General features: G+C 40.8%; 14 protein-coding genes. 3 read left to right on the top strand and 11 right to left on the bottom strand.

Annotation, left to right across the window (positions count from 1 at the left end; all coding sequences use genetic code 11):
• Window positions 1-78 precede the first annotated feature (78 nt).
• Both HMPREF9074_RS02060 and HMPREF9074_RS02055 read left to right on the top strand, forming a co-directional pair.
• Window positions 79-1,299, top strand: a complete 1,221-nt coding sequence (locus HMPREF9074_RS02060; RefSeq protein WP_009388820.1) for an ABC transporter permease — start codon at window positions 79-81, stop codon at window positions 1,297-1,299.
• Between the two features lies 1 nt (window position 1,300).
• Entirely contained in the window at window positions 1,301-2,296 is a 996-nt protein-coding gene (locus tag HMPREF9074_RS02055; protein ID WP_009388818.1) for a sensor histidine kinase, read from the top strand.
• Between the two features lie 13 nt (window positions 2,297-2,309).
• Here HMPREF9074_RS02055 and HMPREF9074_RS02050 read toward each other — a convergent pair whose 3' ends face one another.
• The 9 genes from HMPREF9074_RS02050 to HMPREF9074_RS02010 all read right to left on the bottom strand — a co-directional run bounded on the left by HMPREF9074_RS02050 (window position 2,310) and on the right by HMPREF9074_RS02010 (window position 12,507).
• Window positions 2,310-2,876, bottom strand: a complete 567-nt coding sequence (locus tag HMPREF9074_RS02050; RefSeq protein WP_009388816.1) for a LemA family protein — start codon at window positions 2,874-2,876, stop codon at window positions 2,310-2,312.
• A gap of 23 nt (window positions 2,877-2,899) precedes the next feature.
• Window positions 2,900-4,465 carry a DUF3137 domain-containing protein gene (locus HMPREF9074_RS02045; protein WP_009388814.1) on the bottom strand — a complete coding sequence of 522 codons (1,566 nt, stop codon included), beginning with the start codon at window positions 4,463-4,465 and terminating at the stop codon, window positions 2,900-2,902.
• Window positions 4,465-5,070 (bottom strand): Dabb family protein, encoded by a 606-nt coding sequence (locus HMPREF9074_RS02040; RefSeq protein ID WP_009388812.1) that lies wholly within the window; start codon window positions 5,068-5,070, stop codon window positions 4,465-4,467. The genes HMPREF9074_RS02045 and HMPREF9074_RS02040 overlap by 1 nt, the downstream gene beginning before the upstream one ends.
• Before the next feature lie 33 nt (window positions 5,071-5,103).
• Entirely contained in the window at window positions 5,104-5,754 is a 651-nt protein-coding gene (locus tag HMPREF9074_RS02035; protein ID WP_009388810.1) for a hypothetical protein, read from the bottom strand.
• A 22-nt stretch (window positions 5,755-5,776) separates the two neighbouring features.
• Window positions 5,777-6,244 carry a hypothetical protein gene (locus tag HMPREF9074_RS02030; protein WP_009388803.1) on the bottom strand — a complete coding sequence of 156 codons (468 nt, stop codon included), beginning with the start codon at window positions 6,242-6,244 and terminating at the stop codon, window positions 5,777-5,779.
• A 292-nt stretch (window positions 6,245-6,536) separates the two neighbouring features.
• Window positions 6,537-8,123, bottom strand: a complete 1,587-nt coding sequence (locus tag HMPREF9074_RS02025; RefSeq protein WP_009388801.1) for a glycoside hydrolase family 31 protein — start codon at window positions 8,121-8,123, stop codon at window positions 6,537-6,539.
• Window positions 8,124-8,210: 87 nt separating this feature from the next.
• Window positions 8,211-10,487, bottom strand: coding sequence for a penicillin-binding protein 1A (locus HMPREF9074_RS02020; RefSeq protein WP_009388800.1), 2,277 nt, complete (start codon window positions 10,485-10,487; stop codon window positions 8,211-8,213).
• Complete coding sequence (locus HMPREF9074_RS02015; protein WP_009388799.1) at window positions 10,484-10,969, bottom strand: gliding motility lipoprotein GldH; 486 nt, start codon at window positions 10,967-10,969, stop codon at window positions 10,484-10,486. Before HMPREF9074_RS02015 ends, HMPREF9074_RS02020 begins: the two co-directional genes overlap by 4 nt.
• Entirely contained in the window at window positions 10,966-12,507 is a 1,542-nt protein-coding gene (locus HMPREF9074_RS02010; protein WP_009388790.1) for a PSP1 domain-containing protein, read from the bottom strand. The genes HMPREF9074_RS02015 and HMPREF9074_RS02010 overlap by 4 nt, the downstream gene beginning before the upstream one ends.
• A gap of 299 nt (window positions 12,508-12,806) precedes the next feature.
• Between HMPREF9074_RS02010 and HMPREF9074_RS02005 the strand changes: the two genes are divergently transcribed.
• Window positions 12,807-13,187 (top strand): PUR family DNA/RNA-binding protein, encoded by a 381-nt coding sequence (locus tag HMPREF9074_RS02005; RefSeq protein ID WP_009388784.1) that lies wholly within the window; start codon window positions 12,807-12,809, stop codon window positions 13,185-13,187.
• Window positions 13,188-13,270: 83 nt separating this feature from the next.
• Here the strand turns inward: HMPREF9074_RS02005 and xerD are convergent, their stop codons facing one another.
• Complete coding sequence (gene xerD / locus HMPREF9074_RS02000; RefSeq protein ID WP_034539542.1) at window positions 13,271-14,182, bottom strand: site-specific tyrosine recombinase XerD; 912 nt, start codon at window positions 14,180-14,182, stop codon at window positions 13,271-13,273.
• 27 nt (window positions 14,183-14,209) lie between these two features.
• On the bottom strand, window positions 14,210-15,221 hold a 1,012-nt coding region (locus HMPREF9074_RS01995; RefSeq protein WP_034539525.1), incomplete at its 5' end, for a BT_3928 family protein.

Genomic DNA, 15,221 nt, shown 5'->3' with positions numbered 1-15,221 from the left:
AACCCGTATTATAGGAGAACCTTTCTAGTCTCACAGAATTTGCCAATCTGCTAATTTTCTAATTTGCTAATTAACATTATGAATATACAAAACCTTTTTAAAATAGCGTGGCGTGCCCTTTTGCTCAATAAAACAAGGGCTATGCTTACGATGCTGGGCATCATCATTGGGGTGGGCTCGGTGATAACAATGCTTGCCATTAGCGAGGGCTCTAAAAAGAGCATCAAGGAGAATATCTCTAAAATGGGTACTAATATGCTCAATATCCGTCCGGGTGCGGGTATGATGGGCGGGGTGCGTATGAGTATGAGCGATATGCAATCGCTGAAAATGACGGATTACGAAGCCCTTAAAAAAGAAGGTACTCTACTGAAATATGTATCGCCTGTAGTAAGTGGCAACGGACAAAGTATAGCAGGGGGCAATAACTGGCCTACCTCTATCTATGGCGTGAATACCGAATATTTGCCCATACGCGAGTGGAGTGTGGCTGAAGGGAGTATGTTTGGTGAAGATGAGATTACTAATTTTTCTAAGGTAGCTGTTATAGGGCAAACAGTGGCTAAGAACCTCTTTACTAATGGCGAAAACCCTATTGGGCAAACTATACGTTTTAAGAATATCCCTTTTAAAGTGATTGGTATCCTTACCAAAAAAGGCGAGAGCAACTTTGGTCAAGACCAAGACGATGTAATTATCGCCCCTTATACTACGGTACAAAAGCGTATTTTGGCGCAAACGTTCTTGCAGAGTATTGTGGCTTCGGTAATAGATGAAAGTCAGTCGGAGAATGCCGTAAACCAAGTAAAGAAGATTTTGGAGCGCACGCATAACCTTTCGGCTACACAAGAGAATGATTTCAATGTGTTTTCGCAACAAGAACTCATCAGTACGTTTAGCTCTACCAGCGAGATGCTTACTATTTTATTAGTAGCTATTGCTAGTATTTCGCTTATCGTAGGTGGTATAGGTATTATGAATATTATGTACGTATCGGTAAAAGAGCGCACTAAGGAAATAGGCTTGCGTATGGCTATTGGGGCTAAGGGTAAGGATATTTTGGCACAGTTCCTCATCGAGTCGGTGCTTATTAGTATCACTGGGGGTGTATTAGGGGTAGTGATTGGCTTATTAGCTACTGTAGGCGTATCGCTGTTCATAGGCTGGCCTGTGAGTATCACCTTGTATTCTATTGTAATATCCTTCTTAGTATGTACCATTACAGGGGTGTTCTTTGGTTGGTATCCTGCTCGCAAAGCAGCCGAGTTAGAACCTATTAGCGCCCTTAGATACGAATAAAATGAAAACCCTAACACACATAGCCTCTTGGGCAGTCGTTTTTATAATGCCTGCCCTTATCTTTATCTCCGAAGGCAATCAACGCTTTGAGGAGGCGCTTTACCGTTCGTTAGCATCCTTACCTTTTTTGATGCTTTTGTTCTATCTCTGCTATTTTTGGCTTATCGATAAACTGTGGTTTAAAAAGCGGTATCTTTTCTTTGTATTGGTGGTGGTGGGACTCATTTTATGCGTATCATACAGCAAATACGAGCTTTTTTCGTACTTTGCCCTCCACAAAGGCAAACGCCATATGCCTCCTTTCCACGCTTTTGTTTATTTTGATTTTCTGTCGAATTTATTGCCGGTAGTCTTTTCAATGGCAATACGCTATGCCCAACGGAACTTTTCTTTGGAAATAGCTCAGAAAGAAGCTCAAGCGCACAAACTACAAGCTGACCTTACGCAGCTGAGATACCAACTGCAACCGCATTTCTTTTTCAATGCGCTTAACAATATTTATTCGCTTATAGAGTTCGACCCACAAAAAGCACAGCAGAGCGTACATAGCCTTAGCAAACTGATGCGTCATTTTATGCAAAACAGCGACCAAAAGCAGATTAGCTTAGCAGAAGAAGTAGATTTTTTGCAACAATACATTAGCTTAATGCAGCTACGCCTGACAGATAAAACTACAGTGCAGGTAGATTTCCCCAAACAAGTGCCGCAGCTTACCATAGCCCCTTTGCTATTCATCAGTTTGGTAGAGAACGCTTTTAAGCACGGCGTATCGACCACAACTACTACAACTTTATCGTTTAGCCTAAGAGTAGAAGGGGATACCATAATATTCAGAAGTGAGAATACAAAAATCCCTACACAAGAGAGTTTGTATAGCTCAGGGATAGGAATTGATAATCTGAAGAAACGGCTAACGCTTCTTTACCCTGAAAGGCATCAGTATACTATTGAAGAAAAGGAAGGAAAGTATATAGCACAATTAACAATTGATAATTGAGGGTTATCAATTATCAATTGTTAAAAAGTGCTTTTGCATCTACAGCTTTGCGCTGCTCAGTAGTGGCGTATTGCCATTGGTATTTTTTGAAGCCAAAAGCGTTGGCTATAAGGTTTTTCGGGAATACCACTATAGCATCGTTATAATCAGTGATAGAAGCACTTAGGAAACGCCTGCCAGCTGATAACTGCTCCTCGCACTCGGTGAGCTGCCGTTGCAGGTAGTTAAACTGCTGGTTGCTCTCCAATTCGGGGTACGCCTCTGCTTGTAGCATAAATGCTTTAAGGGCAACGCCTGTTGAGTCGGTGCCAGCATAAGGGTTATCGCTCTCAGTGATGTCGCTGAGGTTGATAGGCTTGCGCAATTCGGCTATCTTGGTGAGTGTTTCCTTCTCAAAAGCCATATATTGCTTAGCTGTTTCTATTAGGTTGGGCATTAGCTCGGCACGCTGTATGAAAAGCGCATCTAATGACGAGATAGCATTCTCTATCTGATTGCGGCGCTTGCTTATGCCGTTGAATACTCCTGCTATATAAAGGAGCAGCAGTACTACCACTGCCCCTATAATCATATACATCATAACTAATTATGAATTTTGAATTATCAATTATCAACTAATTTAAGAGTGTCTATCATCTGTAGTTGCTCTACCAGTTCGCGGTATACGCTCTCTACCATAGGTAGGTCTATCTTCTGAAAGAGCATAGCCGCTGGCGAACTGCCCACTGTCATTAGTGAGTTGCCCTCATTGGTAGCAATCACGATATTGTTCTTGTTGATACCAAAGTATACTTGCCCTTTGTGTCGCTCGTTTAGCTTTTTGAGTCGCTGCATAAAGGCAGGGGTAAGCACATAGCGCGCCGTTATTTGGTCATCGCAATACACTTCAAACTGCTTTTCAAACTCAGGGTCTTCTAAACGTATGCGCTCCCCACCATAGTTCAGGTAAGTGCTGATAGCATTATCGTTGAAATCGCTAAAGAAACCTTTCACGGGGCGTACTACGATAGGGTGCTCGAATGTCTTAGGCGAGCGCGCTACAAAGAAATTGCCGTAAAACACTACATCATCACCTTCTTTTTCATTACGCATGTTAGGGCGGAAAGTGACCATTAGGTTGCACGATTGGAAAGGAATACCATTATAATGCCCTACTATTTGGTCGCCACCTTTTAGGGTGTAACGCTCAAACTTAAATAGTAGCGAGTCTATAAACTCAGCAATGCCTATATGTCCGTTTTCAAAGTATTGAAACTGAGGACTGATATACTGCACTACTTTACTAAATACTTTCTTCTTTACTTGCGTGAAATCGGTGGTGCCTGTTAGCCTGCTTTGCATATAGCGTTTGGTGAACATCGTCCATAAAAAACTACCTCCTATCATAATCGCTAAGATGATAAAGATATAGTTTGAACTGCCTACTGATAGGGTGCCCGATAGTACTAAATAGGCAATAGTACCCATTAGGGCAACCGCAAAGGCTATTTGCATATAGAGGGTGTTCTTACTCACACTACGCCCTTTTTCCATAGCCGCAAGCTCTGTGCCAAACTCTTTTTCGGCAAAAGAGTGAAACTCTTCTACAGGTTTTAGGGTTATCTTTTCTTCAGGGGTTATTTTAGCAGCCTTTGTGTCATCAGTCTTGTTATACAGCTCTTTCATCACCTCATTATAGGTGCCCATATTTTGGGGTTGCTCTAATACGCGCTTTAGGTCTGCTGCGCGATACTTCTGTATAGGCAATTCATATTGCTGATTATCAATCGATACGTAAATACGAGTGATAGGGTCTAACTGATATTTTATTTTTCCTAAAGGTATCACAGTGAGATAAGTCTCTAACTCGTGATGAAAGTGCACTTCTTTTCCCGCTTGTACAAGGCTGAAAAAGGCTTCTACTTTTTGCTTCCTGCCAAAGATAGCACGAGCACGCATTAGGGGGTAGTAAACAGAGGCAATCACCGCTATAGGCAAAATGTACTTAATTTGCGGTGGAATACCTTCGGCACTGTTCATCATTTTGCCCAAAATAGGTAGGGCAAATATAGCGAGGAGCGCAACCCCTATTATAGCCAATACGGCTACAATAATAAGGTTGCGCGTTGTAATTTTCTTTTCGCGTTCGCACTCTTGTAGTACGAGCTGTTTAGCGTCTGTTAGTGTCATTATTTTTCCTCTGATTCAAAAGTCCATTCACCGTCTTTTTGCTCTGCTAACACCCTGTAATAGGTAGTAGTAACAGTTCTTTTCCGACCTATCCTTTGATAAGATTTTCCTTTTCCTATTTCAGTAAATTCCATTCTGAAACCTACTTTATAGCCTCCTGCAGTGCCATCGCTTTCCAAAAAGATACAAGAGACATTGAAGTTTTCGTAGTCAGGAAATTCATCTTTGAATTTTTCGATACCTTCTTTTACCTTTTCTACTACTTTATCCGTGTTGATGTCTTTTAGTTTAAAGAATTCTCCTTCTTTTTTCACGTTGTCAAGTGCAGTAGCATCTTTCCATTCTTTGGGGAAGTTGAACTCTTGTTTTACCATTTTGTCGTTGTCAGGGTATATAAATCTACCGAAGTGTAAGGTGTTGTCTTCCAATGCTTTCTCTGATTGGAAATAAACTAATAGGAACTCTTTGTCCTTTACGGGAGAGTCGTTAAAAAGGGCAATAGTTTCTTTAAAACCTTCTTTGTCGTACAATACAGGGGCTTTTTTGCCACAAGCGGTAAGTACTAAGGCGATAAGTGCGCCTGCGAGGAATGTGAGCTTTCTCATTGTTTGAATCTTTTTTAATTATTACTTCTTTTGTTATTTAATAGGGTTGCCTTGAGCATCGAAATGGTAAGTTTTGCCAATTACTTTAGTAGGGTCATTACCGATAGTGTTTATCTTTATCTCGAAAGCTAAAGTTTTAGGGTTTTTCTGAATTTCCCAACTGCGAACGTAGGTTTCAGCACCGTTTTCTTTCTCCTTTACTCCCTTTATAAGGTCAGGGACTTTGTCGATAAGAGGCTTAACATCGGCGTAAGAAAAGAGGATTTCTTTGTAATCATCATACTTAGCGCGTTTGCCTTCGCTGGTTTTTATCACCATCTGTCCACTACTTAGGTAGTGCAAGTTGTCTTTGCTGTAAGAGGCATTGTAGCCTGTTATAAGGTTCTTGCTTTTGTCTGTTAATCCTTCAGCTATTACAGTGCAATAAGCGGGCTTGCTGAACTCGCTTTTCACTTTGTAAAGGTCGAGGGTATCATTAGAAATATTGTGTTTTTCTAATATTTTTTGATAAACAGCGTCATAGTCGCCTGCTTCGCTACCTACTACACCTTTATTGTAATCGTAATCGGGCTTTTCTTTGCCCATTGCGCTATCAGCGATACTGTGTACAGCACTTTGCCAGTCGCAGCTGGTTAAGCTGATAGCAGCGATAGCCATAGCAGCTAAAATAGTAACTTTTTTCATACTGAATTATTTAGGTTTTAAATTAATTATTCTTCTTCCACAAAGCCGAAATACCTACATTTTGGTCTTTTTGCTGAACAGGGTATTTGCTGTTGATAGCATCAAGTATATCAGTGTCAAACTCTTGATTGCTGCCGTATATGGTTCTGATAATCCACTGCCCAATCCAGCCGCCTTGCGAGTAGAGCATTTTTAGCCAGCCTTTCATAGTGCTGCGGTCGAAGCCGAGATAAGTATCTTCGCGGCTCATATCGTCAGTCATAGGGGCATACTTGGTGGTGATAAGGGTGCGGTGGTAAGCATTTTTAGCGATGAAGATACGGTCTTCAGCACTGCCAGTGCCTAAAAACTGAGCCGCTGCATTGCCTTTTTTAAGGAATTTTACTTCATACTTACTGCCGAGTTTTTCTTTTAGTAACTCGAATAAATCTTCCAAAGGCACTTTGCCTTCGAGAAAAGTGATGGTAATGTTCTTGTCTAAGAGTCCCATTTGTCTATATTTTTTAATATTACGCTGCAAAGGTAAACATTTTACCCCCCCCCCATTGTTAAATTTTTGTTAAAGTTTTATTAAACTTTGTTTTTGTAAGGTTCTTTTTTTCTTTACTCTGAGACTTTTTATAGTGTGTAGGATATTTTTCTGATTTTTGTAGGTTTATTAGACGGTTATACTTTGCTCTTTTTTCGGTCTTCCTTCGGTCTAGCTATATCCTTTATATATCCAAAGTAAAGGGAAGGTATAAAAAGAACTTTTTTCTGGTAGGAGGGATTTTGTGGGTGTTTTATTCTTTAGTAAAATAAGGAAGTCTGTCTAAAGGGACTTGTAGGGTGTAGGTCTTGCCGCCTTTGTATTTTTTGCCTTGGTCATCGCGCCAAGTGCCTTTTGGGAGTTTAACGGTGCGGGTGTCGCTCTCGGTTATTATGGGAGCCACTAAATACTTATCGCCCAGCATATATTGGTCTTTGCAGTCAGCAAACCCCTGATTTGGGAAAGCGTATTCCATACTGCGCACTATAGGTTCGCCTGTTTTAGCCGATTGTTTTGCCTGCTCGATGAGGTAGCTACCCAGCTGCTCGTGCCATTTGGCGTATTTTATGCAGATGTCTAAGTTCTCTTTGGAAAGAATACGCCAAGGGGCTACAGAGAATTGCATCATAGGCATCATAGCGTGTATTTGACACGACCGCACGATAAGTTTTTGATTGAATTTGGTAGGGTCTACATTCAGAAAACTACCGTATTCGCCACCTCCTATCATATCAGGACAGGCATAGGCATAGCCGTTTAGCCCTGCGGCTATCATATCGGGTACTAAGCGCGCCACTCCGTCCCACGAATAGCTCTTGTCGCCCAAACGTTGTACTAAGGGCTGTCCGCCGAGTTTCCAGCAAGCGCGAAACTCGTTGTAAGGAAAGGCTAAGCCTAATTTTCCCCATAAATAGGTTTGCTCGGTGTCGTAAGATTTTTGGTCGAAAACCTCTATAGCTTCAGCCAAATAACGTTCAGGGTCACCTGCATCAAACTTAAAACCGTCAATGCCGTATTCTTTTTGTAGCTGTTGTAGTTCACCTACGAAGTGCTTGAAAGCATCGGGGTTGCTAAGGTCATAACAAGCACTCAGCCCATTCCACCAATCGAGAATAGCAGGGGTATGCGAACCTTTTTTCTTTATTAAATAGCCTTTGTCGCGCAAAAAACGATACTCCTGACTGTCAGGCGATACAAACGGACATACCCACACCATCACTTTAAAACCCATTTGGTGTAGTTTAGCTATCATTTCTTTAGGTGAAGGAAATTTATCAGGGCGGAATTGCCATACACCGTAGTCTTTTTGCCAATTGTCGTCTATCATTATCACGCCGGTAGGCATACCGTTATCAATAATAGCTTGGGCGTAAGCCAATACGTCTTTTTGATTTTGGTTATAGATGAGCTCTATCCACGTGTTGTACTGAGGTTTAGTAAAGAATACTTCAGGAGGAATAGTACCTGAAGGAGGAAAATACCGCTGGCTTACTGCCTGATAGGCACTCTTTAGGTTGTCACCTTTGCTGCTCTGGCAACTCACGGTGCCGCGCGATGGCGTGATGAGTATCTTTCCCTCTTGAAATTGGTAGGCAAAGGGGGTATCAGCAGCTATATACCTACCTTTGTTAGACAGCAGGTAGGGCACTGACTGGTTATTGAAGTTTTCGGTGCGCAGGTTGTACACACGCTTAGATGCTTGATAAGGCATCATATAGCCTAATCCAGTGAAGCCGCCCCACCATTTTTCGTTAGGCAGTAAGCTGATTTCGGTGGTAGTTTGAGCCTCAGCCCATACTGAAGCTACTAACAAAGTAATAAATGCAATTATCTTTTTCATCGTAATTATGAATTTTGTATTACAAAAAAAACTTTGCCAAAGCTTTATACTTTAGCAAAGTTTTAAAAATAACAATATTATCCCTTATTAAAAATCAAAATCTATGCCTGTTGGGTCGTCCTCTTTTTCTTTACTACAGTCTATCTGTATTTGTATGTTTTGAGGTGCTGCAAAAGGTTCTTTTGATATGGCTAAATCTTTATTAGCATAGCATTTCTTCATATAATAACCCCATACCGGAAGTGCCATTGTAGCTCCTTGTCCGTAGGCGGTAGTGCGGAAGTGTATAGCACGGTCTTCGCCTCCTACCCATACGCCTGTTACAAGGTTGGGTACCATACCTATAAACCACCCATCGCTGTTGTTTTGGGTAGTACCTGTCTTGCCTGCTATAGGGTTGGTGAATTGGTAAGGGTAGCCAGTCATTACATTCTTATAAATTGCATTGTAACTATCAGCTCCTTTGGTACGTAGGCGGGCACCAGAACCGTAGCGGGTTACCCCTTCTAATAGATTTACTACCGCACGAGCTACTTCAGCATTTACTACATCGTGTGTTTCGGGGGTATTTTCGAATAGTACGGTACCATTTTTATCTTCAATACGAGTTACCAATACCGGCTTCACATATATCCCTTCGTTAGCAAAAGTACCATAGGCAGCTACCATTTGCAGTACTGTGGCATCGGCAGTACCTAAGGCTATAGAAGGCATTTCGGGCATCTCTGAGGTGATACCTAACTTCTTCACTAAGTTGATTACGGGTACAGGTCCTACCTTATCCATTAGATTTACCGTAATAGAGTTTATTGAGTTTGCTAAGGCTGCCTTTAGGGTCATCATCTTGCCAGAGAAGTTGCCGGTGGAGTTGCGCGGACACCACGCTTGTACATTGCCATATTTGCCAGCTTCTATACAAGTCTGAATGTCAGGAAGCTCTAAGCAAGGTGAGTAGTGCAATTGGTCTATAGCGGTAGCATATACGAAAGGCTTGAAGGTAGAGCCCGTTTGTCGTGCCCCTTGTGCTACTTGGTCGTATTGGAAATGCTTGTAGTTGATGCCGCCTACCCACGCTTTTATATGCCCTGTTTGAGGCTCCATTGACATCATACCGGTACGCAAAAAGGCTTTGTAGTATAATATTGAGTCGCGGGGAGTCATTACAGTATCGCGCTCGCCTTTCCAGCTAAATACACGCATTTCTACTTTCTTATTGAAGCTCTCGCGTATCTCTTTTTCTGAATAGCCTAAGTATTTTAGGTGTATCCAACGATTTGAGTTCTTCATTGCGCGCTCTATCAGGTTGTTGTATTCGTCTTTGGTAACTTTTACAAAAGGATAAGTTGCATTTTTCTTTCGGTTGTTTTCAGCATCAAAAGCCTTTTGAAGCTGTTTCATATGTGCTTTTACTGCTGCTTCAGCATAAATCTGCATTTTAGAGTCTATAGTAGTATAAACCTTTAGTCCATCTAAGTAGAGATTGTATTTAGTGCCATCGGGCTTGGGGTTTTCGTTTACCCACGTTTTCATATAGCTACGGAGGTATTCTCTGAAGTAAGTAGCTATACCATCATTATGGCTTTCGGGAGTGTATTTTATCTTCAGAGGTAACTGCTGTAGTGAGTCTTTTTGCTCTTGGGTTAAATAGTTATTCTTTGCCATTTGAGCAAGTACTACATTGCGGCGATTAGTTACCCCTTCTTTGTTTTTCACAGGGTTGTAAAGAGCTGAGTTTTTGAACATTCCGACCAGCATCGCTCCTTCTTCTATCTTTAGTTGTTTAGGCTCTTTATCGAAATATATTTTGGCTGCTGAACGTATTCCGTCGGCATTGTTGTTGAAGTCGTAGATGTTGAAATACATCGTTAGTATTTCCTCTTTGGTGTACTGCTTTTCTAAGCGGGTAGCAATAATCCACTCTTTTATCTTCTGGGTATAACGGGCTATCCCTCTGGTTTTTTCTTTGTGGAAGAGCTGTTTGGCCAACTGTTGCGAAATGGTAGAAGCACCACCTTTACTACCTAAGTATACCATAGCGCGTATCGTACCTCGTATGTCAATACCAGAATGCTCGTAGAAACGCTCATCTTCGGTAGCGATAAGCGCATCAACTAAATGCTTGGGTAAATCTTTGAATTTTATAGGGGTACGGTTTTCGTCTAAGTAGAATTTACCTAACGATTTGCCATCGGCTGTTACTATTTCGGTAGCTAAGTTTGTTTCGGGATTTTCTAAGTGTTGAAAGTCGGGCATCTCGCCCAACAAACCAACTGATGCCGCTACAAAAAGCAGTAAAACACCTACTATTGCAGCAGCAAATAAACCCCAAAACCATTTTATGACTGGATTGATTTTCTTTTTCATTGTTTTTCGCTTTTTTCTACTCTCAAGCCTACTTCTGTAATACCTTTGAGCTGTTGTACGCCATTGTTTTCACCTATTTTACGCATTGCTTGTTCTATTTTGATGCTGTAGTTGCCCTTAGCAGGGAAAGTAAATTGCTCTTTATACCATAATTTACTTTCTTTTACCGCTGAATAGCCGTCGCCTAACCATTTTCCCTCTGGGGTTGCCATTTCGTACTCTAAGGTATCAACGATAACCTTATCGCTATGAGGGATTTCCATCTTAGTGATAATGAATAGGTTGCTGAATTCGTAATGAGCATCATTGCGAATCATAATAAAGAGGTTTTTCTTAGTTACGGTGTCTTGCGTTTCTAAATGAAAAGCAATGGGCTGATGGGCTTGCCAGCCATCAGGTAGCGATACATATTCGCTGTATTCTACCCCGTTGCTACAACCTAATAGCAAGCCTATAAATAACAAACTTATTAGTATTCTCATTCTGATTTCTCATTATTAGATTGTTTGGGCTTATTGACCTTATTAGCAAAAGGGTCGAGGTTGCGTCGCACATTAGGGTTTTGCTGTTTCTTTCCTGCCATCTTTTGCTTTTGTTGCATTCTCTTATTATTGTTACTTGCCTCAGGAGCAGGTATTTTTTTAGCCTGCTGAGGGGTAGCATTAGCCTGTGGTTGTGGTGGTTCTATAGGTAGTTTTACTTCTTTAGTAGCAGCATTTAATACCCCTTCGCCCGTACGTTTTAGCTCTGCTGCTTTATTCACATTTTTGGGTATTTTTTTAGGTTTTTTATTGCTGCGTTCTGCTTCAGCCTCAGCTTTTGGCTCATTTTTAGCTGCCTCTTCCTTAGGGAGAGCCTCTTTTTCTTTATTTCCTTTCTTGTTATTGCGTTTTTTCTTGCGCTTAGGAGTGTCAAAACGAGTAATACTGTCTTCTTCTATAGGAGTTAACTCCATATCAGTGTAGCCCGAAGCGTTTTTGCGTGAAGAAAGGTCGCTTACTATTGCGTATTCTTCTAATTCCTCAATCTCTTCGCCTTTTTTGTTGAGATCAATAATTTCTTTTACACTATCTACTGATAGTTTATGCCAAGTAATAGGGTTTTCATCGTAGGTAAACCACATTAATCGTTTGAAGATGTCTATCTTCTGACAGCTGGCAGTACCGCGCTGGGTGTTTAGCTTGGTGTCAGTACGAGGGAAGTCTTGTAGTGCATCGAGGTAGGTGTCTAACTCGAAGTTTAAACAACACTTCAGTTTGCCGCATTGTCCTGCTAATTTTTGAGGATTTAGCGATAATTGTTGATAACGTGCCGCTGAAGTAGATACACTTCTAAAATCGGTTAGCCAAGTAGCACAGCATAACTCGCGCCCGCAAGAACCTATCCCCCCTAAGCGGGCAGCCTCTTGTCGGAAACCTATTTGTCGCATCTCTATACGCACAGAGAAAGCCCTTGCCATATCTTTGATAAGCTGGCGAAAGTCTACCCGCCCTTCAGCAGTGTAGTAAAAAGTAGCTTTAGAGCCATCGCCTTGAAACTCAACATCTGATATTTTCATTTCCAGACCTAAAGCGATAGCTAGTTCGCGCGATTGCTTTTGTACTTCTATTTCTTTATCTCGCGATTGCTGCCACACGTCTATATCGTGCTGATTAGCTTTGCGATACACTCTAGGAAGACCTTCGTTTTCCCAACTGATGCGCCTCTTTTTCATTTGTGAGCGCACTAACTCTCCGGTAAGGCTCACCACCCCTATGTCGTGTCCTGATGAGGCTTCAGTAGCTACCACATCACCCATTTGCAGGGGGAGTTTTTCGGTGTTTCTGAAATACTCTTTTCGGCTATTCTTAAAACGGACTTCAACACAATCAAAAAACTCCTGACCACCAGGAAGTTGTGTGTTAGCCAGCCAGTCGAATACCGATAGCTTTACGCTCCCAAAACTCCGTGCCCCACAGTTGGTACTACAGTTGTTATGAGAGTCTTTTGTATGATTAAAAGTGCAAGTATTGCAACTCATTGTTCGTTAGTATTAAAAAGTGATATAATCTCAATCGGCAAAAGTACAAAATAATTATTGATTAACCATTAACTATCGCCAAAAAAAATAATTCAACTACCGACAAACTTATATTCTAAAACTTTCTATAATAAAAGGTGTGTTTTAATAATTTTATGTTTTGGCCTTAAATTATTACCTTAATTGTTAAAATTATACTAAATAATATAGGTGAGACTAAAAAAAATAGCCAAAACTGTTGTATTATTCGTAGAAAATAAAGAATTTTGTCCTCGAATAATTTAATACACGTACGAACAATGGAAGAAAAAGATTTTTTAGACACCGAGGAGATTTTCTCGAAAGTCTTAAGAGCTGGTAGGCGTACCTATTTTTTTGACGTAAGAGCTACGCGCGCCAATGATTACTATCTTACAATCACAGAAAGTAAGAAGTTTACACACGATGATGGCTCTTTTCATTACAAGAAACACAAAATTTATCTTTACAAAGAAGATTTTGAATTGTTCAAAGATATTTTGAATGAAATGACCACTTATGTGTTTGACGAACGAGGCGAAGAAGTTATTTCTGAACGCCATCAACGTGACTTCAAAAGAGAATATTATGCTGAGGGATTGAATGAAGTAGAGGCTACACCTAACAGAAGCTATCGTTCTCTTGATTTTGAAGACCTTTAACCCAACTATTACCTCTACACTTGCGCAAAGATGAGGCTTCACTCAACAAATATAGATACTTTTTAGAGTGATGACGAAGCGGCTTATTGGGTAAGACTCATCTTTTGGCGAGGGTGAAATTTCTCTAACACTTCTCTTAAATAACTTTTTTCTACGTGTACATAAATTTCAGTAGTGGTAATATTCTCGTGACCTAACATCATTTGTATAGCTCTTAGGTTCGCACCATTCTCCAATAAATGTGTGGCAAACGAATGCCGAAACGTATGCGGGCTTATTTTCTTCTTCAGCCCAATATTCTCTGCCACCTGCCGTACTATCGTAAATATCATAGCTCGTGTGAGCTGTTTTCCCCTTCGATTTAAGAATACATAATCTTCATTCCCTTTGGCTATTTTTAGTGACTTTCGCTGATTGTCAATATAATGACTTATTTGCTTTTGGGTATAATGCTCTATAGGGATAAGTCGCTGTTTGCTGCCTTTACCCATTACCCTTATAAAATCTTCTTCAAAGAAAAGGTCTGACAGGCGTAGTGATACCAATTCGGACACACGCAGTCCGCAGGCGTACAATGTTTCAATAATAGCTTTGTTTCGATGTCCCTCTTCGGTACTAAGGTCTATAGAAGCGAGCATGGCATCTATCTCTTGCAGGGAAAGCGTGTCGGGTAGTTTCATACCTATCTTAGGACTCTCGATAATCTCCATAGGGAAATCTTCGCGGTTTTTCTCATACATCATATACTTGAAAAAGCCTTTTAAAGACGAGATAAGTCGTGCTTGTGAGCGAGCATTGAGTCCTTTTCCTACTTCGTATACAAATTGTCGCAAGGTGTCCTCGCCTATATTGTTAGGCGTTTCGGTAATATTGTACTTCTCTAAATACTGAATCAGTTTCTCAATGTCTAACCCGTAGGATACCGCCGTGTTTTCGGATAATCCACGTTGTAACCGCAAATAATGCTGAAAATCTTCGTTCGTTTTTTTCCAAATCATCTTTTCTGCCGATTAGCTCGTTACCTACTCTGCTAATTTTAAATCAGTTGCATCGTTATAATGCTTCTTGTCTTTGATGACTCCTTTTGAAACTTTTACCAACCCAGGGTTTGAACGTATTATTGTTTTGAGCGTAGTGCCATCGTTGTAATAGAAATCGAAATTGAGTTCGTACTTCTTAACTATGTAAGGGGCTTTTTCTAACTGCGAGGTTAAACCAATAACAGTATACCCTCCTTTGAGTGCCTCATCAGTTACGCGTTTTATTGTCTTAAAAGCGTCTTCGTTAGCGCGATCTAAACGATAAGATACTACCAAAAGCAACTTGTCTTTCCAAATGTAATCGTCAAAATAATTTTCACCCTCCTTATCCCAAATGTAGAAATCGTGTATAGGCGCTTCGGGCACTTCTGTTTTTACATTCACCACTTCGGCATAGTTGCCGTTCTTGTCTTTGGGCACCTGTCCGTTATTAATTATTTTCTGCTCTTTGCCGTCTATTTTTACCGTCCAATAGTAAGTGATTTTTCCACTTGGTATTTTCATTCCTTCTGGAATACTTGTGCCTATTTTATAAGGGCGAAAATCTTTGATAGGCAGGTGGTTATATACATAATATACAAAAATACTGCAGAAAATTACCGATAGTAGGGTGATATATAGAGGTAGTTTGCCTTTGCTGATGGGCTTTATATAGTCCTGTCCCCATAAAAAGATGATGAGGGCAGCTACTAATAACACTATGTCTTTGGTAAATGATTGCCAAGGGGTGAATTTGATGGCATCGCCGAAGCAACCGCAATCTGTTACTTTGTTGAAATAAGCCGAATAGAAAGTTAGGAAACCAAAGAAAATGAGCATAGCCAGCAGCGACCACAGCGTTAGTTTCTTTTGGTAGCCCACTAATAGCATTACCCCCAATACTACTTCAACTATGCAGACTATGATAGCAAAGGTAAGTGCAAAGGGTATTAGGAATGGTAGCCCCAGCACGTTGGGTGCAAAATAATCTTCTAATTTGAAAGAGAACCCCATA

The sequence above is a fragment of the Capnocytophaga sp. oral taxon 329 str. F0087 genome (genome assembly GCF_000213295.2).
In the GTDB taxonomy this organism is placed as follows: Bacteria; Bacteroidota; Bacteroidia; order Flavobacteriales; family Flavobacteriaceae; genus Capnocytophaga; species Capnocytophaga leadbetteri_A.
This window is presented reverse-complemented; position numbering and strand designations above follow the sequence as displayed.

Bases quoted from the DNA above. Each gene is read 5' to 3' on its own strand.
- HMPREF9074_RS02060 (WP_009388820.1), top strand. From the start codon at position 79: ATGAATATACAAAACCTTTTTAAAATAGCGTGGCGTGCCCTTTTGCTC.
- HMPREF9074_RS02055 (WP_009388818.1), top strand. From the start codon at position 1,301: ATGAAAACCCTAACACACATAGCCTCTTGGGCAGTCGTTTTTATAATG.
- HMPREF9074_RS02050 (WP_009388816.1), bottom strand. From the start codon at position 2,876: ATGATGTATATGATTATAGGGGCAGTGGTAGTACTGCTGCTCCTTTAT.
- HMPREF9074_RS02045 (WP_009388814.1), bottom strand. From the start codon at position 4,465: ATGACACTAACAGACGCTAAACAGCTCGTACTACAAGAGTGCGAACGC.
- HMPREF9074_RS02040 (WP_009388812.1), bottom strand. From the start codon at position 5,070: ATGAGAAAGCTCACATTCCTCGCAGGCGCACTTATCGCCTTAGTACTT.
- HMPREF9074_RS02035 (WP_009388810.1), bottom strand. From the start codon at position 5,754: ATGAAAAAAGTTACTATTTTAGCTGCTATGGCTATCGCTGCTATCAGC.
- HMPREF9074_RS02030 (WP_009388803.1), bottom strand. From the start codon at position 6,244: ATGGGACTCTTAGACAAGAACATTACCATCACTTTTCTCGAAGGCAAA.
- HMPREF9074_RS02025 (WP_009388801.1), bottom strand. From the start codon at position 8,123: ATGAAAAAGATAATTGCATTTATTACTTTGTTAGTAGCTTCAGTATGG.
- HMPREF9074_RS02020 (WP_009388800.1), bottom strand. From the start codon at position 10,487: ATGAAAAAGAAAATCAATCCAGTCATAAAATGGTTTTGGGGTTTATTT.
- HMPREF9074_RS02015 (WP_009388799.1), bottom strand. From the start codon at position 10,969: ATGAGAATACTAATAAGTTTGTTATTTATAGGCTTGCTATTAGGTTGT.
- HMPREF9074_RS02010 (WP_009388790.1), bottom strand. From the start codon at position 12,507: ATGAGTTGCAATACTTGCACTTTTAATCATACAAAAGACTCTCATAAC.
- HMPREF9074_RS02005 (WP_009388784.1), top strand. From the start codon at position 12,807: ATGGAAGAAAAAGATTTTTTAGACACCGAGGAGATTTTCTCGAAAGTC.